Annotated in this window: 13 protein-coding genes and 1 pseudogene; 9 read left to right on the forward strand and 5 right to left on the reverse strand. The window is 72.5% G+C overall.

The genetic code is table 11. The features are described 5' to 3' along the window. Window positions 1-11 precede the first annotated feature (11 nt). From AC3DEV_RS04795 to AC3DEV_RS04810, 4 genes and pseudogenes are all read right to left on the reverse strand, one after another. A complete protein-coding gene (locus AC3DEV_RS04795; RefSeq protein ID WP_488371442.1) occupies window positions 12-1883 on the reverse strand; it encodes a glycosyltransferase in 1872 nt (623 codons plus the stop codon). Window positions 1884-1908: 25 nt separating this feature from the next. Beyond that, entirely contained in the window at window positions 1909-3285 is a 1377-nt protein-coding gene (locus tag AC3DEV_RS04800; protein WP_488371443.1) for a DUF6541 family protein, read from the reverse strand. A 25-nt stretch (window positions 3286-3310) separates the two neighbouring features. Then, window positions 3311-3967 (reverse strand): annotated as a pseudogene (locus AC3DEV_RS04805) (DUF6541 family protein); the annotation flags it as partial. Window positions 3968-3972: 5 nt separating this feature from the next. Then, a complete protein-coding gene (locus tag AC3DEV_RS04810) occupies window positions 3973-4497 on the reverse strand; it encodes a GtrA family protein (RefSeq protein WP_488371444.1) in 525 nt (174 codons plus the stop codon). Window positions 4498-4819: 322 nt separating this feature from the next. Between AC3DEV_RS04810 and AC3DEV_RS04815 the strand changes: the two genes are divergently transcribed. Beyond that, window positions 4820-5002 carry a hypothetical protein gene (locus AC3DEV_RS04815; RefSeq protein WP_067714780.1) on the forward strand — a complete coding sequence of 61 codons (183 nt, stop codon included), beginning with the start codon at window positions 4820-4822 and terminating at the stop codon, window positions 5000-5002. 91 nt (window positions 5003-5093) lie between these two features. Here the strand turns inward: AC3DEV_RS04815 and AC3DEV_RS04820 are convergent, their stop codons facing one another. Further along, window positions 5094-5864, reverse strand: coding sequence for an ABC transporter permease (locus tag AC3DEV_RS04820; protein ID WP_488371445.1), 771 nt, complete (start codon window positions 5862-5864; stop codon window positions 5094-5096). A 102-nt stretch (window positions 5865-5966) separates the two neighbouring features. Here AC3DEV_RS04820 and AC3DEV_RS04825 point away from each other — a divergent pair, with 102 nt between their 5' ends. From AC3DEV_RS04825 to AC3DEV_RS04860, 8 genes are all read left to right on the forward strand, one after another. After that, entirely contained in the window at window positions 5967-7361 is a 1395-nt protein-coding gene (locus AC3DEV_RS04825; RefSeq protein WP_488371446.1) for a lipase family protein, read from the forward strand. A 96-nt stretch (window positions 7362-7457) separates the two neighbouring features. Further along, on the forward strand, window positions 7458-8921 hold the full coding sequence (gene dprE1 / locus AC3DEV_RS04830) for a decaprenylphosphoryl-beta-D-ribose oxidase (RefSeq protein WP_488371447.1): 1464 nt from the start codon (window positions 7458-7460) through the stop codon (window positions 8919-8921). Between the two features lie 108 nt (window positions 8922-9029). Then, window positions 9030-9536 carry a hypothetical protein gene (locus AC3DEV_RS04835; protein ID WP_472981860.1) on the forward strand — a complete coding sequence of 169 codons (507 nt, stop codon included), beginning with the start codon at window positions 9030-9032 and terminating at the stop codon, window positions 9534-9536. Between the two features lie 92 nt (window positions 9537-9628). Beyond that, window positions 9629-10390: a decaprenylphospho-beta-D-erythro-pentofuranosid-2-ulose 2-reductase gene (gene dprE2, locus AC3DEV_RS04840; RefSeq protein WP_259821031.1), complete on the forward strand. Its 762-nt coding sequence runs from the start codon at window positions 9629-9631 to the stop codon at window positions 10388-10390. A 2-nt stretch (window positions 10391-10392) separates the two neighbouring features. Next, window positions 10393-12357, forward strand: coding sequence for a galactan 5-O-arabinofuranosyltransferase (locus AC3DEV_RS04845; protein WP_488371448.1), 1965 nt, complete (start codon window positions 10393-10395; stop codon window positions 12355-12357). 13 nt (window positions 12358-12370) lie between these two features. Next, complete coding sequence (locus AC3DEV_RS04850) at window positions 12371-15802, forward strand: arabinosyltransferase domain-containing protein (protein ID WP_488371497.1); 3432 nt, start codon at window positions 12371-12373, stop codon at window positions 15800-15802. A 22-nt stretch (window positions 15803-15824) separates the two neighbouring features. Then, a complete protein-coding gene (locus AC3DEV_RS04855; RefSeq protein ID WP_488371449.1) occupies window positions 15825-19190 on the forward strand; it encodes an arabinosyltransferase domain-containing protein in 3366 nt (1121 codons plus the stop codon). A gap of 76 nt (window positions 19191-19266) precedes the next feature. Continuing rightward, window positions 19267-19782 (forward strand): copper chaperone PCu(A)C domain-containing protein, encoded by a 516-nt coding sequence (locus AC3DEV_RS04860; RefSeq protein ID WP_120284990.1) that lies wholly within the window; start codon window positions 19267-19269, stop codon window positions 19780-19782. Window positions 19783-19809 lie beyond the last annotated feature (27 nt).

The raw sequence follows: 19809 nt of genomic DNA on the forward strand, positions 1-19809 counted from the left end.
CGGACGGCGGGTCAGAGTCCGTACAGCCGCGCCCAGTTCTCCCGCGTGGTGAGCTCGGCCTGCGCGGCACGCCACCGCTCCTGGGCGGCCGGGGCCTCCCGGACGAACCTGGAGAGCAGTGCGACCAGCCGCTTCTGCAGCTCGGTGGCCCGCGCCGGGTCCACCTTGCGGTGGTGCACCCCCGTCTGCGAGGCGTCGGTCACGTACACCTCGTCGAACAGGGAGACGTGCCACCAGGCCGCGTCCTCGTAGGGGATCGCCACCACGCCGCGGCGCTGCCGGCCCAACTTCTGCACGAGCAGCCGCTTGGCGAGCACCTGGTCCTCGCGGTCCTCCCTCGGGATCCCCACCTTGCGCTGGACCCCGATCCCGGCGGGCAGGGCCTCCACCCCGAGCTTGGCGGTCTCCGGGTACCGCGCGCGCTCGGCGCGGATCGCGGCCAGCGCGGCCTGACCGCCGTCACCGACGCCGTGGGTGCCGTCGGGCCCGTCGAGGAACGCCTCGATCCCGCGCAGGCGGGTGGCGGCGAGCCCGTACTGCATGGCCGCCACCGCGCGCAGGACGCTCCGGGCGAGGTTCTTGGCCATGTCCTTGGGGTCGATCCCCTGCCGGACCGCCGCCGTGGTCAGCGAGTTGCGCAGGGAGAAGAACTGGCCGAAGTCGTCGCCGTCCTTCCAGTAGAAGTCCGCGTGCCACACCGCCGCACCCTGCAGGGTGCACGTGGGCATCCCCGCCTGGCGGCAGCGCAGGCCGTACTCGATGTCGTCCCACTGGAAGAAGTACGGCATGGGGAGTCCGACCCGCTCCACGGCCTCGCCGGGGACGAGGCAGGACCACCACGCGTTGTACTCGGCGTCGATCCGCCGCTCCTGCCGGCCCGCGACCACCGACTCGTCACGCAGCGCGAACTCGTCGGCGTCCAACCCGCCCCGGAGCTCGTCGAGCTGCGTCCGTTCGGCCGAGACCAGCAGGTAGTCGGGGTTGAACAGGTAGAGCATCTGGGCACCCACGAGCATCGGTTCACGGGTGACGGCGGCGAAGGCGAACAGCCGCAGCACCGTCTCGGGCTCCACCCGGACGTCGTCGTCCATGAGCAGCACGTCCACCGGCCCCGGGCCGTCCGGTGCGGTGGCCTCGAACAGCCCGCGGCTGAAGCCGCCGGCACCGCCGAGGTTGGGCTGGCGCAGGTAGTGCAGCCGGTCGCCGAACTCCTCCGCCGCGTGCCGGAACGGATCGCGGGTCTCCACCAGATCGGTGCCCTGGTCCGTGACATAGAGGTCGTCGATCAGGTCCGCGACGAGGGGATCCGAGGCCAGCGAGTCGACCGTGGCCGCACAGTCATCCGCCCGGTTGAACGTGCAGATGGCGACGGCGGCGCGGCGGGCGGGCCTCGTCGTCGTCGTATTCCACTCCACCTCCGACACCGTCGCGGGCGCGTCGACGGCGTGCACCTCCAGCCACATCGCGCCACCGTCGGTGAACGTGTCCACCGGCACGTGCAGCACCGCCATGCCGTCGCCGTGGTGGTGGACCACCTCCACCGTCCGCACGTGGGAGCCGATGTCGGAGGCGCGCACCAGCACGTCGACCTGCCCGGCTGTCTCCACCGACACCCGTACGGTCAGCTCCGTGACGATGGTCCAGCGCTGCCAGTAGGACGCCTCGAACCGGCCGAAGTAGGTGTTGGTGTCGACGATCGCGCCGGGCTCCAGGTGCAGCTCGGTGCGTGTGCGGCGCACCACGCCCCGCGTGATCCGCGAGTACAGGTCGTCGTTGACCCACCGGCGCGGGCCGGAGAACAGGGTGCGCTGGAGCAGCAGATCGCGCTCGGGCCGGTCGGTCCCGGTGTCGGCGTCTGCGGTTGTCACGGTGGTGGCGTCCATGGGGCGATGCGCTCCTGGGAGTCGGTTAGGCGGTGCCGTCCAGGCTAGCCCCCGGGCCGGGGGGCGCCGCCTCGACGACCGGTGAGTCGGTGTTCGGGGGCTGCCCCGGCGGCGTCACCGGGGGGATGCCGGGTGGCGGGGGCAGCGGCTGGTGGTCCGCGGGCACCGGCAGGACCTCGTACAGACGGGCGCCCGGAGTGGCCTCCACCAGCCGCAGGTTCGGGTTGAGGTGCAGCCCGATGAACCCACCCGGCCGGCCCGGCCCGCCCACGGACTCCGTCCCGACGATCACCCAGCGCACGTCCCGGAGTTGCATCTCGCGGGTGACGGTCGGGTCGAAACCGTAGCGGTTGACCGAGGTGTACAGCGTCATGCGGTCGGCGCCGACCTGCGCGACCGGGTCGTCGGCGAGCGGCGCCCCGAACACCACCGGCACCCCGTGGAGCGCGTAGACCCAGGCGGTGCCGTCGAACGGGTCGTTCAGGGCCACCCCGCCGTCGTACCTCTCCCCCAGCGCGTCCAGCACGAGCCGCTCGTCGGCGGTGACCGCGGGCCCGTCGGCGTACCCCCAGGCGGTCAGGTCCCGCGCCATCACCGCGTGCCCGGAGGCGGTGAGCAGGGCCAGCGCCGCCGCCACGGCCACGCCGACCCGGGCCGCCGGCCGGCGCAGCGACCCGCGCGGAACCAGCGCCCGCACGCCGGCCCCGGCCAGCACCGCCGAGGGCAGGACGAGCAGCGACGCGAACCGGTAGAAGTCGTCCCACCAGAAGCCGGTGAACGTCCGCACCCAGTCGCCCCGGACGGCCGCGGCCAGGACGTACAGGGTCCCGTAGACGAGGAGCGCGGCGACGGGGGCGGCGAGCGGGCGACGCCGCCGCGGGTCGGCGACCGCCGTCGCCAGTCCCACGATCACCGCCACGGCCATGCCCACCGAGGCCACCGCCGTGGGACCGAGGTCGAGCACCGCGGCGACCGCCCGCGCCACACCCACCTCCCGTGGCCACGAGAACCCGGCGAGCGACTGGGTGGTCCCGGACGACACCATGCTCACCGACCACCCGACGTACGCCCCCGCGGGCACGGCGGCCAGGACGAACGCGCCCAGCACCGCCAGCCGCGGGCGCAGGCCGGGCGCGGCGGCCAGCCCGGCGAGGGCCTGCGCGGCGAGCGGGATCGCCGCGGCCAGTGCCACCGACGGGTGCACCGACCACGCCCCGGCCATCCCGGCGCCCAGGAGCAGCGCGTGCGCGGGCATCCGGGACCGACGGGCGGCGAGGTGCTCACCCAGCAGGAGCAGTCCGGGGATCACCGCGACGCCCAGCGCGAACGGCAGTACGGGTCCGCGCACCTGGGCGAGGTACGGGAACGTCCACGCCGACGCGGCGACCGCCGCGGCCGCCACCGCCGCGAGTCGGGACCCCCCCGCAGAGGCGGGCCGCCAGGACCGCGACCCCCAGCACGAACACCACCCCGGTCGCCGCGGAGACGGCGCCCAGGGCCTCCGGCAGGCCGCCTCCGGGCAGCCCGACCAGCAGCGACGCGAACGCGTGATAGGTGTCCGGGTAGAAGAAGTGCGGGTTGGCGGGCTGGCTCACCGGCGCGAGGTCGGTCAGGCCGGCCCGCCCGGTCTCGGCGATGAACCGGGTGGCGCCGCCGTGGAAGATGGCGTCCCAGCCCTGGGGAATGGCGGTGAGACCGCGGGTGGCGACGAGGATGTGGGCGACCGGGATCACCGCGAGGACGACGACGAGGTCCGCCACCCCCGGGCCCGGCCCGCCGCGGCGGGGGTCGTCGTCGTACTCCCCCTCGCCACGCCGCCACGTCTCCCGGTCGGTGACCCGGGACGCGATACCCACGACGACGGCGCAGACCAGCGCGGCGAGCGCCGTCACCCCGGCCGAGACGACGCCCCAGCGCAGGTCCACCGCGGCGGTGACCGCGCTGCCGACCGCCACCACCGCGAGCGTCAGCGCCGGCCCGGCCGCCACCGCGTCCCGCCACCGGGTGCCGGCGGCCAGGCAGACCACCGCCCCCGGCAACACCACCAGCGCCACCGCGGCGAGCAGGACGAGCGCGACCGTCACGGTGCTCAGCGCACCCGGAAGATCACGGTCCGTTGGACGATGAAGTTGGTGACCGTGGCGACGCCCTGGGCGATGACGTAGGCCACGGTCGTGGCCCAGAACGGGCTCCAGTCCATACCGAGGAACCACGGTGTCAGCACCATGAACAGGCCCCACTGCACGCCGAACATCAGCGCGTAGAGGCCCATCGTGGCGATGAACCGGGCGCGCGACGGCTCGGCCTGGAACGTCCACCGGCGGTTGAAGGAGTAGGCGGTGAGCGTGCCGGCGACGAAGGACAGCGCCTTGGCCGTGCCGTAGTCCAGGCCGAGGACCCTGAGCAGCTGGAGGAGCCCGTAGTCGACGATCGCCGACAGCACGCCGGTCAGGAAGAACCGGACGACCTGCGTCTTCAGGTCGGTCGGGCGGGCCGGGTCGGACTCGTGGCGGGCCTCGAGGGGGTCCACGGCGCCCCGCAGGGAGTCGAGGACGGAGTCCTCCGGCGGGTCCGCCGGGTTGCCGTGGATGGGTCCGCCGCTGGATGTCGTCACGCGACCAGGGTAGATCGCCGGCCCGGGGCGCAGCGTCACCCCTCTTGCGATCAGGTCTGCGACGTGCCATTCTTTCTCCACTGCGGGCACACCAGCCCGCTTCTGGTCGAACCGGGAACGGCACATCCGCCGACTGAGTTCGATTCCGCGGGAGCGATCCGTTCCGGCCACCCCATCTCACCCGGCGCCCACACCACCAGGTCCGCGCCATTCCCGGGTAGCCGTCGTCGCCTCCACCCAACGCATCCGAGCACGGCTCGTCGTCTCGTCACCAGTGGACGTGGCGGCTGTGCAGCTCGCTTCCCGACCAGGAGGAATCCCCATGTCGCAGTACCGAAATCCCGCCATGAACAACGCGCCGACCGCGTTCTCGTACACGCCGACCGGCCGGGCCATCCCGCCGTCGTCGCCGCTGCGGACTCCGAACCGTCGCCCGGTCTCGCCGTCGTACACGCCCACCGGCCGCGTCGTCCTGTCGACGCCGGCCACCCGCGGCTCCGCCTGAGCGCGAGCCCACCGCACCGCTACTCGCGCGCGGCGCCCACCGTCCGGCCCACCGGCCGACAGTCGGGCGTCGCGCGCGAGGCGTCTCCCGGCTACAACCGGTCGGCGGCCACGAGACGGGTGGTCACCACCAGGGCTATCGCGCCACACGCGAGGATCCCGGTCGAGACGAACAGTTGCATCACCCCGGCCTCCCACGGACGGGCACCGCCGAGCACCATCCCGACGAACGCCCCGGGGATCGTGACCAACCCGATGGTGCGCGTCTGGTCCAGTGAGGGCTGCAGGGATGTCGCCGCCGCCTCGCGGCACACCATCATCCGCGCGGGGATGTCCGTGAAGCCGAGCGACAGCGCGGCCTCCACCTCACCGTGACGGGTGGCGAGTTCGTCGTGCGCGCGGCGGCCGGACAGGCCCGCCACCGCCATGGCGTTGCCCAGGAAGATCCCCACCACCGGGATGACCGACAGCCCGTTGGGGCGGACCACCCCGGCCGCGAGCAACCCCAGGACGATCACCGCACCCGGCAGAGCCACCGCCACCGCGCACCACAGCGCATCACGCACGGTCACCCGCGCCGCACCGGCCTGAGGCGCGCTGCGCTGCGCCAGCCTCCGGGCCGCGGCCCACGAGGCGACGGACGCCATCACCACCGCGAATGCCGCCACCAGCCACGGCCGGTCGGCCACGTATCCGATGACCAGCGAGAGCGCCACGAGCTGGACGGCCGCGCGGATCGACGTCCACGGGATCTCCCACTCCTGCCCCGTCCTGCCCAGCCACGCCGCCGTCGCGCCGATCACCACGAACAGGACGACGGCCACCGCCAACGCCGGCCCGATCTCGATCATCGTCGACCCCACGTGGGAGAGCCTACGACCGACCCGCCCCGACCGGGAGGGTCCGGCGAGGTCGATGTGCCGACCGCCCGGCGGCATGTCCGAGGCGCGCGATACCGTACGCGAATGAGGTCGCGGCGTCCCCTCCGTCCCGCCCGCGCAGTCGCCGCGGCAATCGTGTCCCTGGCCTGCGTGATGGCCGGGGTCCCGTCCACCGCCGCGATGCCGGCACCGGCGCCCGGGTCCTCGCCCGCGGCACCGCCCGATCCGCTGGCGGCGTTCCGACCGGCACCCCCGCACGAGCGCACGCCGGAGCGATATCTGCCCAGCCCGTCACCGGATCCCTGGTACTCCGCACCGCCCGAGGTCGATCCCGCCACGGCCCCCGGGACGATCCTCGACACGAGGCCGGTGACGATCCCGCCGCACAACGTCCGCAACTTCGGCCGCGGCTGGCAGGTGCTGGTCCAGAGTCTCGACTCGCACGACCGGCCGCAGCAGATCGTCTCCACCATCATCGAGCCGGCCACCCCCTGGACAGGGCCGGGTCCGCGACCGCTCGTGTCGTTCAACGTCACCATCGATTCCCTCGGCCTGACATGCATGCCGTCGCACACGCTGCCGCACGAGCTGAACATCGAGATGCCACCGTTCCTGCAGATCCTCGCCGACCGCGGGTACGGGCTGGTCGTGACCGACTTCCAGGGACCCAAGGCCGCCTACGCGGCCGGACGGGCCAACGGCCGGGCGGTCCTCGACGGGATCCGAGCGGCCCGCGCCTTCGTCCCACCCGGTGACGCCGGCCCGCTGTTCGTCGACTCGCGGGTCGTCCAGGTCGGCTACTCCGGCGGCGGTATCGCCACCGGCTGGGCCGCCCAGCTGCAGCCCGTCTACGCGCCCGAGTTGACCGGTGTGCTCGTGGGATCGTCCGTGGGCGGTGTCCCCGCCGACTACTCGGAACTGTTCGACACGATGGACGGCAACCTCGCCTCCGGGCTCTACCGAGCAGCGGTACTGGGGATCGCGCGCGAGTACCCCGAGCTGTACACACTGCTCAGCGACGCCGGGGACGTCGCCGCCCACGGGCTCCGCGACTCGTGTGCCGCCGCCAACACCGCGTCGGGGCTGTTCCCCGTCCCGCTGGCGACGCTGATCACCACCGACCCGCGGACCGACCCGACCGTGTCGGAGGTGCTCGCCCGCAACCGGCTGGGCACCGCCGACCCGGCCCACGGCGCAGACCCGCGCGAGGTGCCGACCGGCCCGGTGCAGGTGTGGCACGGGGACGCCGCCGCGCCGATCGGGCCCGGCCCGGGCTCGTCGCGGGGTCCCGGAGACCCGTTCGTCCCCGAATGGACGGCCCGGCAGCTGGCCGACGAGTGGTGCGCGGCCGGCGCCGACGTCGAGTACACGCCCGTTCCGGGCGAGCACATCCTGGCCGCCTACACCGCGGTGGGCCCGGCGCTCGACTGGGTCGACGACCGCGCCCGCGGGGTCCCGTTCACCGCCGGCTGCCGATAGCGTCACCAGCGGTCGGGCGCGCCGGGGGCGTTGCGGACGTCACGCCGGGGCCGTCGCGGGGTGGGTCGGGAGCCGCTGAGCGGTACCCTCGACCCTGTGAGCACCGCCCAGAACAGCCTCCCCGGCCAGCCCTCCACGAACACCGTCTCCCTGGACACCGAACTCAAGCGCCTCACCGGCTGGGGGCGCACCTCTCCCGCGATGAGCCACGTGCTCACCCCACGGTCCGTGGAGGAGATATCGGCAGCCGTGGCGGCGGTCAACGACGCCAACGCGTCGAGCCCCGCCCACCTGCGCCGCGGCGTGGTGGCCCGCGGGCTCGGTCGCTCCTACGGCGACAGCGCCCAGAACTCCGGCGGTCTCGTGCTGGACATGAGCCACTTCAACCGCATCCACGAGCTCAACGCCGAGAAGGCGCTGGCCGTGGTGGACGCGGGCGTGAACCTCGACCAGCTCATGCGCGCGGCCCTGCCGTTCGGCCTGTGGGTTCCGGTGCTCCCGGGCACCCGGCAGGTCACGGTCGGCGGCGCGATCGGTCATGACATCCACGGTAAGAACCACCACTCGGCCGGCTCGTTCGGCAACCACGTCACCCGCATGGAACTGCTCGTCGCCGACGGCCGGGTGCTGACCCTGGAGCCGAGCGGTACCGCCGACGACCCGGAGGGCACCCTGTTCTGGGCCACGGTCGGCGGCAACGGCCTGACCGGCGTGATCCTCAAGGTGTGGATCGCCATGACCCGCACCGAGACCGCCTTCTTCCTGGCCGATACCGATCAGACCGGGTCGCTCGACGAGACGATCGCCCTGCACACCGACGGTTCCGAGTCGAAGTACACCTACTCCTCGGCCTGGTTCGACGCGATCAGCGCGCCGCCGAAGCTCGGCCGGGCCGCCGTGTCCCGCGGGTCGCTGGCCACCCTCGCCGAACTCGAGGAATACGCGCCCAAGCTGGCGAAGAACCCCCTGGCGATGGACGCCAAGCCGCTCATCACCTTCCCGGACGTCTTCCCCAACGGGCTCGCGAACAAGTACACCTTCGGCCCCATCGGCGAGGTGTACTACCGGCTCGGGGTCACGTCCCGGAACCAGATCAAGACACTGCCGGCGTTCTACCACATGCTCGACCTGTTCTCCGAGTGGAACCGGGCCTACGGGTCCAAGGGATTCCTGCAGTACCAGTTCATCGTCCCGCCCGGCGAGGTCGAGGGTTTCAAGGAGATCATCGGCGACATCCAGCGCTCGGGGCACTACTCGTTCCTCAACGTCTTCAAGCTCTTCGGGCCGGGAAACCAGGCACCGCTGTCCTTCCCCATGGAGGGATGGAACGTCTGCGTGGACTTCCCGATCAACAGCCGTCTCAACACGTTCGTCAACGAACTCGACGCCAAGGTCATGTCCATGGGCGGCCGCCTGTACACGGCCAAGGACTCCCGCGTCCCGGCCGAGCGCTTCCACGCGATGTACCCCCGGATCGACTCGTGGATCGCCACCCGCCGCGGGATCGACCCGAACGGCGTGTTCGTCTCCGACATGGGGCGTCGCCTCGAGCTGATCTGACGGTCGTCACCGGCTCCGATAAAGGTATATACATGTGACCATCGGCGGAGCACACTGGGATGACCCCCGGGGGACGCAGGTCACCCGGATCAGCCCAGGGAGCGCATCATGATCCGTCGTACCGCCACCGCCGCACTCGCCGTCGCTGCCGCATCCGCCCTGACCCTCACCGGAGTGGGCGCGGGCATCGCGGGCGCCGACCCGATCACCGACAGTCTCGAGGCCCTGCCCTCCGCCGTCATCGGTGGGCCCTCCACGCTCGAGTGGACACCGTCCGGCAGAGCCATTCCGGTCACGTACACCAACCGCACCGCGTCGCCACAGAGTTGCCAGTTCAAGTACGCCGACGCCGGGCAGGTGCAGATGCTGCAGGGCGCGGCCACGGCGACCGCCGGCCTCCCCCCACTCGCCCGGCTGGTCGTGGACGTGGGCGAGTCGCAGATCGGAGCGGGGAACGAACTCGGCGCGCCGGTGACCGTCGCGCCGGGCGCCTCGACCTCCTGGCTCAAGATGTTGATACCGGGCCGCGCGTACGGGATCTATTCCCGGTGTACGTACGTCGACCAACCACAGACCATCGGTGTGGTGTTCACCTACTACCCGCCCCTCGGCTGACCCCTGCGACGCGAGGGGCCGCGACACGAGGGGTCGCGATACGGATCACGTGGACGGTGCCCACGTGTGACCCCCTCGGTAGACTCCTGCCCATGATCAATGCCGTCGGCGTCCCCCAGACCCTGCTCCTCCTCGGTGGTACCTCCGAGATCGGCCTGGCCATCTGCGCCGAGTACCTCCAGCAGGGCCCGATGCGCGTGATCCTCGCCTGCCTGCCCGGCGACCCGGGGGTCGACGACGCGCGCGCGGAGATGACCGCCGCCGGTGCGAGCGCGGTGGAGGTGGTCGACTTCGACGCCGCCGCGACCGAGTCCCACCCGGCCGCGTTCGAGCAGATCTTCGCCGGCGGGGACGTGGACGTGGCGATCGTCGCGTTCGGCCTGCTGGGTGAGAACGAAGAACTCTGGTCCGACCAGCGCAAGGCCGTCCAGATCGCCCAGATCAACTACACCGGCGCGGTCTCGGTGGGCGTGCTGCTCGCCGAGCGGATGAAGTCGCAGGGGTACGGCCGGATCATCGCCATGAGTTCGGCCGCGGGTCTGCGTGCTCGCCGCTCCAACTTCGTCTACGGCTCCACCAAGGCGGGACTGGACTCCTTCTACACCGGACTCGGGTACGCGCTGGCGGAGCACGGGGTGGATGTCCTGGTCATCCGGCCCGGCCAGGTCCGCACCCGCATGTCGGCACACGTCAAGGAGGCGCCGCTGACCATCAACAAGGACGAGGTCGCCCGCATCGCGGTGAAGAAGTCCGGCGCGGGGAAGGGCGCGGTCTTCGCCCCGGCCGCCTTCGGTGGGGTGATGGCCGTGCTCACCCACGTGCCGCGCCCCATCTTCCGCAAGCTCCCGTTCTGAGGATGCCTGTCGCGCTGATGGGGCGGTCGGCGCTCCGGGGACTCGGCCTCGCCGGCGCGGCGACGCTGCTGGCCGCCGTCGTCACCGCGGTCGTCCTCGCCGGGTTCTCCCTCGTCTCCTTCCCCGCCTACGGCAACTCCAACGTCCTGCGGGCGCTGACGGTCGTCGGTCAGGTCGCCGCCCTCGCGCTGGTGGTGCTGGGGATCCTGTCCGCACGCGCAGGCGAGCGGCCGGGGGGTCGGCCTGCGCTGGTCCGTCTGGGTAAGCTCGCGGCCCCCACCGGCTCGGCGTTGCTGGTCGCCGCCACGCTGGGGATCCCGCTCGCCGCGTCGCGGTTGTACCTGCACGGCGTGAGCGTGGACCAGGAGTTCCGCACCCAGTTCCTCGGTCGCTCGGCGACCTCGCTCGGCCTGCCCGACATGGCATACGCCGACCTGCCCTCGTTCTACCCGTCCGGTTGGTTCTGGCTGGGCGGGCGGTTCGCCGACCTCGTCGGCCTCGAGGGCTGGGCGGCGTACAAGCCGTGGTCCATCCTCTCGCTCGCGATCGCTGCCGCGCTGGTCACCGTGCTGTGGACCCGCCTGTTGCGCACCGACCTCGGGGCGGCGGTGGGACTGGCCTCGACCTCGATCATGCTCGCCTACGGCAGCCCCGAGCCCTACGGCGCGATCGCGGCGCTGTTCCTCCCGCCGGTGCTCATCCTCGCGTGGCACGCCGTCAACCCCACGGCGCGGCACGCCGGTCGCGGTGCGGCCGTGGCCACCACCCTGTTCCTGGGCGTCTCGGCCAGCATGTACACGCTCTACACGGGTCTGGCGGCGGGCACCGTCGTGCTCATGGCGCTGGTCGCGACCGTCGGCGCCGCGGTCGCGCATCGCCGTGCCGGCCGCGGGCCCTTCCCGCTCTGCCTGCCCGCGGCCCGGCTCGCGGCGATCGGGTTCGGCTCCATCGCGATCGCGCTCATCGTGTGGGCCCCCTATCTGCTCGCCGCGCTTCGCGGCACCCCGGCCGACTCCGGGACGGCGATGCACTACCTGCCCGACGCCGGCGCCCGCCTGCCGCTGCCCATGACCGCCGGCGGCCTCACGGGCTGGGTGTGCCTGGCCGGTCTGGTCTGGATCGTCGCCCGCGCGTGGACCTCGCGCCGCGCGCAGGCGCTGGGCCTGGGCGTCGTGGCCGTCTACCTGTGGTCCCTGGCCTCGATGGCGATCACCGTCCTGGGCACCACCATGCTCGGTTTCCGTCTCGAACCGGTGCTCATCGGGCTGCTCGCGGTGGCGGGCGTCTTCGCGATCGCCGATGTCGCCGGCCTCGTCGTGCGCCTCGCCGGGCGCCAGAACGGCACCGACCGGCCCACTGCGGAGGCGGAAGACCGACGTCGCCGGGCCACCGCGGTGGTGGGGGTCGTGGCCGCCCTGGCCGCACTCGCCCACGCGCAGGGCATCCCCGATCACCTGCACGAGGAGATCCGGCTGGCCTACACCGACACCGACGGTCACGGCGAGCGGGCGGACCGCTACCCGCCCGGGCCCGAGTCCCACTACGCCGAGGTCGACGAGACCATCCGGGAGGCGTTCCCCGGCCGCGACCGCACCGACCTCGTCGTCGTCAGCACCGCCGATGCCTTCCTCGCCTACCACCCGTACCTGGCCTACCAGGCCGTCACCTCCCACTACGCCAACCCCCTGGGGCGGTACGCCGACCGCAACGAGGCCATGCTCCGGTGGGAGGACGCCACCAGCGGCGCCGAGCTGCGCGCCATGATGGACCAGACCCCGTGGCGCGGCCCCGACGCGATCGTCGCCCGCCCGTCGGGCGACGGATATGCACTGCGCCTGGCCGAGGACACCTACCCCAACGACCCCAACGTGCGACGGTTCGGCGTCACCATCCCCGCCGAGGCCGTGGAGGGTCCCCACTTCGAGGTCCACGACGTGGGACCGTTCGCCGTGATCGTGGTGCGGTGATCAGGCGGTGACGATGCGGGGAGCGGGTGACGGCCGCGGGTCCGGTGACGGCCCGGGAGCAGGGACCGTGCCGGGGGGCGACGACGACGAGGTGCGCGTCACCGACCGTGAGCGTCCCCTCGGACTGCACCCCTACCCCGGAATGGACCGCCACCGCCGGTGGGCGATCATCACCGGGTTCCTCGGTGCGTTCCTCGCCGTCCTCGCCGGGATACTGCCGGTCAACCAGGACACCACCCGTGTGCAGTGGACGGCCGGGCCCGACTACGCCCCGGTCACCGCGCCCCTCGTCTCCGGGCGGCCGCTCGACCTGACGATCACCGCCCCCTGCGCGCCGCTGGCACAGGTACCGGAGAACACGATCGTGTTCTCCACCCTCCCGCAGGACGCCCCCGGGCGGATCTCCGACGGGCTGGTCGTCCAACGCGTCCGCGACGCCGCGGGCGATCCCGTCATCGAGGTCGCGGTCCGCAACATCACGCTGCTGTCCGTGCCGTTGTCGACCCTGCGGGACCCCGCGTGCGAGACGCTGCACGTGCGCGCCGAGACCGGGATCCTCACCGCAGAGTTCACCGGCCTCGAACGGGATCCCGACGACGCCGACGACGCCGTGCGCGCCGCCGTGCCAGGAAGCATGCGGCCGCAGGTCACCGGCGTGTTCACCGACCTCACGGCCACGACCGCGCCCGATGGGCTCGGTGAGTCGACGGTGGAGGTGACCGTCGACTCCCGCTACTCGTCCAGCCCCACGCTGCTCAAGCTGGTGCTGATGGTCATCGGCGTCCTGGCCACCCTCGCGTCCGTGGTGTTCCTGCACCGCCTCGACGGCATCGACGGCCGCTCGGGCCGGCGGTTCGTACCACGGTCCTGGTCGCGACTGTCCGGGGTCGACGGCGTGGTGATCGGCGTCCTGGGCTTCTGGCACCTCGTGGGTGCCAACACCTCCGACGACGGCTACCTGCTGACCATGGCCCGCTCCGCCGGGCCCAGCGGATACATGGCCAACTACTACCGCTGGCTCGGCTCCCCCGAGTCCCCGGTGGGGTGGTACTACGAGATCCTGCGGGTGTTCGCCGAGGTGTCCACGGCCAGTCCGTGGATGCGCCTGCCCACCCTGGTGTGCGGCATCCTCGCGTGGCTCATCATCAGTCGGGAGGTCGTGCCCCGGTTGGGCCGGCTCGCCCGCACCTGGCGCGGCCCGCGCTGGACGGGGGCCGCCCTGTTCCTCGCCTTCTGGATGGCGTTCAACAACGGGCTGCGGCCCGAGCCCGTGATCGCGCTGGGCGCCCTGCTCACCTGGTCGCTGGTGGAGCGGTCCATCGCCACCCGCCGCCTCGTGCCGGGCGTCGCGGCGATCGGTGTGGCCGCGTTCTCCCTCGGTGCCGGCCCGACCGGGCTGATGTGCGTGGCGGCGCTGGCCGCCGGTGCACGCGAGTTCGTCCGCATGGTGCGCCGCCGCGCGCAGGTCGTCGGATGGGCGGCGATCCTCGGACCCGTGCTGGCGGTGGGCCTCGCACTGCTCTACACCGTGTTCGCCGACCAGACGCTGGCCGCCGTCCTCGAGGCCACCCGCATCCGCACCGAGCTCGGTCCGAGTCTGCCCTGGTACGGGGAGAAGGAACGCTGGGAGGCACTGTTCGGCGTCTCCGCCGACGGCGGGGTCGCCCGGCGCTTCCCCGTCCTGCTCATGCTCATGTGCCTCGTGCTCGTCTCGGCCGTGATGCTGCGGCGTGGGCGGATCCCCGGCGCCGCCGCGGGACCGTCCCGCCGGCTCATCGGCGTGATCGCGGGATCGTTGCTGTTCCTGGTGTTCACGCCCACCAAGTGGACCCACCACTTCGGGGTGTTCGCCGGACTGGCGGGGGCGCTGGCGGTGCTGGCCGTGATCGCGCTGCGCTCCTCGACGGTGTCGCTGAGCCGGAACCGCTGGCTGGTGTGGGCGGCGCTGTGCCTCGTCGTCGGACTCTCCACCGCCACCGACAACACCTGGTGGTACGTCTCCGACTACGGCATCCCCTTCTCGGACTCCTTCCCCGCGATCGGCGGGGTGCAGATCCAGTACGTCGCGTTCGTCGGCGGATTCGTGTGTCTGCTCATCGCCGGGCTCATCCACTCCGGGATCCTGCCCGACGACCCCGGCGCCGCCCTCCGCGTCCGCATCAGACAGGCGGTGCCCTTCCTGCGCACGCACGCCGACACCCCCGCGTCGCGACGGCGGGACGGCGGCTCCGGGGACACGGCCCGCCCGCGCCGGCGCGCCGGGATCGGCGGCGCCCCGCTGACGGTCGTCGCGTTCTCCGTGGTGATCTTCGAACTGTCCTCCGCGGTCATCGCCGTGTTCGCCCAGACCCCGGCCTACACGGTCGGGCGCGGCAACATGCGCGCCCTGGCCGGCGAACCCTGCGCACTGGCCGACTCGGTGCTGGTCGAGGAGGACTCCAACGACGGCCTGCTCGGCGCCATCGGGGCCGGGCCTGAGATCTCCCTCGGGGCCGGCGTGGTCAACGGCTTCGCCCCCAACGGTCTGCCGGACTCCATCACCGTCGACAGCACCGAGGCCTCCGGTTCCCTGGCGACGTCCGAGACCGGCGAGCGCGACCCCGGCGACGGCGTGGACGCCGGCACCACCGGTGGCCGCGGTGCCGTGACCGTCAACGGTTCCACCGTGGCCCTGCCCTTCGGCCTCGACCCGGACACCACTCCCGTCCTCGGTTCGTACCGGCGCGGGCCGCAGGTCGCCGCCGAACTCACCAGCGCCTGGTACCAACTGCCCGCCCGCAGCCCCAACCGGCCACTGCTCGTCATGGCCGCCGCCGGCCGGATCGGGAGCGGCGACCTGCGGATCGAGTACGGACGCCCCGGCCGGGTCGGCCCCGCCGGACCCACCGATTTCGAGGTCATGGGGTCCATGTCCCCCATCGACATCGGGCCGGCCCCCGCCTGGCGCAACCTGCGCATCCCGCTCGAGTCGATCCCCGCCGAGGCCGAGGTCGTCCGCGTGGTCGCCACCGACGGCAACCTCGATCCCGACCAGTGGCTCGCTGTGACCCCACCACGGAACCCGCGCCTGCGCACCCTCGACGAGGTCGTCGGCCACACCGACCCAGTGCTCGTCGACTGGGTGGTGGCACTGGCGTTCCCGTGCCAGCGACCGTTCGTGCACAACGGTGGCGTGGCGGAGATCCCCCGATACCGCATCCTCGCCGACCGGGAATCCTCCTCCGCCGCGAACTGGTGGCAGAGCGCCGGCGGCGGCGGACCCCTGCTGTGGACCACCCAGACGGTCGAGGCGATCACGGTCCCCACCTACCTCGACCACGACTGGTCGAGGGACTGGGGTTCGCTCCAGCGGTTCGAACCTCTGGACCCGCAGGCGAGTCCGGCCGAACTGGTCCGCGGCAGCGAGTTGCGGTGGGGCTGGACCACGCCGGGTCCGATGAAGTGATCGTCGCCTAGAATCGGTCGTCGTGTCAGACTCCTCGCCGGCCCCGTCCCCGGAAACCGCCCCGGCCACCGGCCCGGTGGCCGGCTCGGTCGCCGCCGACTCCCGCGTCAAGCGACTCCGTCTCATCTCGATAGTCAGCGGGCTCCTGGGGACCCTGTGCTTCCTCTCCCTGCCGTTCCTGCCGGTCGAGCAGACGACCTCGACCGTGCAGTGGCCGCAGAACGGGTCCGTCGACTCGGTCACCGCCCCGCTCATGGCGCACTCGCCGCAGCGGTTCACCGCCTCCGCACCGTGCACCCTGGTCGCGGATCTCCCGGAGGACGGGGGCATCCTGCTGGCCACCGCGCCCGCCGGCGGCGAGGAGGCCGGCGACCGCGCACTGTTCGTGCGCGCCTCCGCCGAGACGGTCGACGTGATCTCACGCAACCGGGTGATCGTCTCCGCACCGCGAGACCGCGTGGAGGCCGGCGACTGCACACGGCTCAGCGTCGTCGCGGCCCCCACTTACGTGGAGGCGGCGTTCGAGGGGATGGACGATCCCGCGGCCACCCGCAGGGTGGACGCCGAGGACCTGCGCCCGATGGTGGTGGGCGTCTACACCGACCTGCCCTCGGACACAGCCGTGCCCGACGGTCTCGGCGCCACCGTGGAGGTCGACTCCCGGTTCACCACCGACCCCACCGCCCTCAAGTGGGCCGCCATCGTGATCGGCCTGCTGGCCACCGCGGTCGCCCTGTGGGCCCTGCACGCACTCGACCAGACCGACGGCCGGCGCGCCCGCCGCTTCCTGCCGCGCGGCTGGTTCAAGATCCGGCCGCCCGACGTCGTCGTGATCGGCACACTCGGCATCTGGCACTTCATCGGCGGCAACACCTCCGACGACGGCTACATCCTCACGATGGCCCGCGCCGCCGACCCGGCCGGGTACATGGCCAACTACTACCGCTGGTACGGGGTCCCCGAGTCGCCCTTCGGCTCCCCCTACTACGACCTGCTCACGCTGTTCGCACAGGTCTCCACCGCCAGCCCGTGGATGCGCCTGCCCGCGCTCGTCGCGGCCATCCTCTGCTGGCTGGTCATCAGCCGCGAGGTCCTGCCACGCCTCGGCCGGGCCGCCCGCACCACCCCGGTGGTGCTCTGGAGCGCCGCCGCCGTGTTCCTCGCGTTCTGGATGGCGTTCAACAACGGCCTGCGGCCCGAGCCCGTCATCGCGCTGGGGGCCCTGCTCACCTGGGTCTCCGTCGAACGGGCGATAGCCACGCGCCGGATGCTCCCGTTCGCGATCGCGGTGATCATCGCCTCGTTCTCACTGGCCACCGGCCCCACCGGCCTCATGGCCGTCGCCGCCCTCATCATGGGGCTGCGGGCGGTCGTCCGCACCGTGGTCGTGCGCGGCCGCCGGATCGGCTCGTACCTCGCCCTGATCGCCCCGGTGCTGGCCTCCGGCACCATGGTGCTCATCGTCGTCTTCGGCGTCCAGAACCTCGCCGCCGTCCTCGAGGCCATCCGCGTCCGCGGCGAGATCGGCCCCAACCTCAACTGGTTCGAGGAATTCGTCCGCTACTACTACCTGATGATCCCCACGGTGGACGGGTCCCTCGCCCGCCGCCTGCCGGTCCTGCTCGTGCTGCTGTGCCTGGCGCTGGTGATCGGCACCATGCTGCGCCGCGGCAAGGTGCCCGGCGCAGCCTCGGGACCGGTCTGGCGCCTGGTCGGCGTGGTCGTGGGCACCGCCTTCTTCATGATGTTCTCGCCCACCAAGTGGACCCACCACTTCGGTGTGTACGCCGGCATCGGCGGGGCGATCGCCGCGTTGGGTGCCCTCGCGATCTCCGCGTCCGCCGTCCGGACAGCCCGCAACCGCACGTTGTTCCTGGGCGTCATCCTCGTGGTGGTCGCGCTCGCCTTCGCGGGCCCCAACGGTTGGTGGTACGTCTCCAGTTACGGCATCCCGTGGTGGGACAAGGCACCCAGCGTCCGCGGCATCGACGCCGCCAGTGTGCTGCTCGCCCTGGCCGTGCTCACGTTCGCCTTCGCCGGCTGGCAGCACCTCCGTCGTGACTACATCGGTGAGCACGCGCCCCGCACCTCGGCGGGTCGTCGCCGGGTGCGGACCTTCGCCGCCGCCCCCATCGCGGTGGTCGCGGGACTGCTGGTGGTCTTCTCGTTCGCCTCGTTCGCCAAGGGGATCCACAAGCAGTACCCGGCCTACACCATCGCCGCCGGGAACGTGTCCGCGCTCGCAGGCAACCCCTGCATGCTCGCCGACCGCGTCCTGGTCGAGCCCGACGCGAACGCCGGCATGCTGGACCCGCTCGACGCCACCCCCCTGCCCGACGGGTCGATCGACCCGCGGGACCGGGCCGCCGCCATCGAGGCCGGGGAGAACACCGCGTTCACCCCGGACGGTGTCGCCCCGGACCTGTCGGCCGACGCGGTGGTGGCCGACCCCGGCGCCGCCAACACCACCTCCGAGCCCGGCGGCGGCCCGTCGGTCAGCACCGGGGAGAGCGCCGGCACGGCCGGCGGCCGCGGGGCGGAGGGCGTGAACGAGTCCACGGTGGCCCTGCCGTTCGGGCTCGACCCCGCCACGACCCCGGTGCTCGGGTCGTTCTTCGTGGGCCCGCAGCGGGAGGCGAGCCTGGAGACCGGCTGGTACCGCCTGCCCGAGAACCGCGAGTCCCACCCGCTCCTGGTGATCTCGGCGGCCGGCCGGATCGGCCGCTACGACGCCGACGGGCTCTACGAGTACGGCCAGGAGGTCGTGGTCGAGTTCGGCCGGTCCGGCGACGCCGGGGTCGACACGGTGGGCGAGCCGGTGGTGCCGTTCGACATCGGTCCCGCGCCGACGTGGCGCAACCTGCGGGTGGACATGCAGGACGCCCCCGCCGACGCCGATGTCATGCGGGTCCGGGTCGACGACAACGACCTCACCCCCGAACAGTGGACCGCCATCACCCCGCCGCGCGCACCCGAGCTCGTGACGGTCCAGGAGATGGTCGGGTCGGAGTCGCCCGTCCTGCTCGACTGGGCGGTGAGCCTGCAGTTCCCGTGCCAGCGGCCGTTCGAGCACTACGCGGGTGTGGCGGAGTTGCCGGAGTTCCGGATCCTGCCCGACCGTCCGCTCGCCGTGAGCGCCACCAGTACGTGGATGTCCTACGAGGCCGGTGGGCCGCTCGGGTGGATCGAGACCGCCCAGCGTGCCCGGACGATCCCGTCGTACCTGCGCCACGACTGGAACCGTGACTGGGGTTCGATCGAGGCGTACACGCCGCTGGGCACCTATCAGGAGGACCCGCCGGCGCCCGCGGAGGTGACCACCGGGACCGAGACCCGTTGGGGCTGGTGGCAGCCCGAGGGGCCGATCCTGGTGACCGACCCGGAGTAGGCCGCACCGCGGTACCGGGGGAATGTGGTGTGCCGACACGCCCACCGTGGGTACCGTGTCGGCTACGAGCATCTCAATGACCCGGTACGCCGCTTCGGCCGCGATGGTCCTCGCCCTCGGGGTGTCGACCGCATGCTCGTCCGACGACCCGGAACCGGATTCGACCAACCGCGGCGGAGGAGAGACGGACGGTCAGACCTCGGTCGAGAACGTCTTCATCGCACCCGCCTACGCGATCGACTGTTCGCTGCAGGTGGACGCACCCGCCCAGCTGAGCTTCACCGCGGTCAACGACAGCTCCACCGAGGCGGAGACTCTCTCGGAAATCACCAGCCCCGCCGCGGAGCGGGTCGAGATCGACGCCCCCGCGGGCGCCCTCGAAATCGCCCCCGAGTCGTCGATCGCCGCCGGTCAACCGGTGGAGAACGTCGAGGACGCCGACGCACCCGACCGGCCGTTCAGGTCCTTCATGTTCGGTCTCGACGACAGCGCCGAGCCGGGGAAGTCGATCCCGGTCACCTTCACCTTCGAGCGGGCGGGGGACATCACCCTCCAGGTGGCCGTCGACGCCTGTCCGAACCAGTCCGAGTAGCCGCCCAGTCGACCCCGCCCGCGGCGG

Source organism: Dietzia sp. IBK-p2-15D (assembly GCF_057773105.1).

What these genes read in the sequence shown, in the direction of transcription:
- AC3DEV_RS04860 (WP_120284990.1), top strand. Translation starts at nt 19,267, where the DNA reads ATGACCCGGTACGCCGCTTCGGCCGCGATGGTCCTCGCCCTCGGGGTG.
- AC3DEV_RS04850 (WP_488371497.1), top strand. Translation starts at nt 12,371, where the DNA reads ATGCGGGGAGCGGGTGACGGCCGCGGGTCCGGTGACGGCCCGGGAGCA.
- AC3DEV_RS04845 (WP_488371448.1), top strand. Translation starts at nt 10,393, where the DNA reads ATGCCTGTCGCGCTGATGGGGCGGTCGGCGCTCCGGGGACTCGGCCTC.
- AC3DEV_RS04795 (WP_488371442.1), bottom strand. Translation starts at nt 1,883, where the DNA reads ATGGACGCCACCACCGTGACAACCGCAGACGCCGACACCGGGACCGAC.
- AC3DEV_RS04825 (WP_488371446.1), top strand. Translation starts at nt 5,967, where the DNA reads ATGAGGTCGCGGCGTCCCCTCCGTCCCGCCCGCGCAGTCGCCGCGGCA.
- dprE2 (WP_259821031.1), top strand. Translation starts at nt 9,629, where the DNA reads ATGATCAATGCCGTCGGCGTCCCCCAGACCCTGCTCCTCCTCGGTGGT.
- AC3DEV_RS04835 (WP_472981860.1), top strand. Translation starts at nt 9,030, where the DNA reads ATGATCCGTCGTACCGCCACCGCCGCACTCGCCGTCGCTGCCGCATCC.
- AC3DEV_RS04815 (WP_067714780.1), top strand. Translation starts at nt 4,820, where the DNA reads ATGTCGCAGTACCGAAATCCCGCCATGAACAACGCGCCGACCGCGTTC.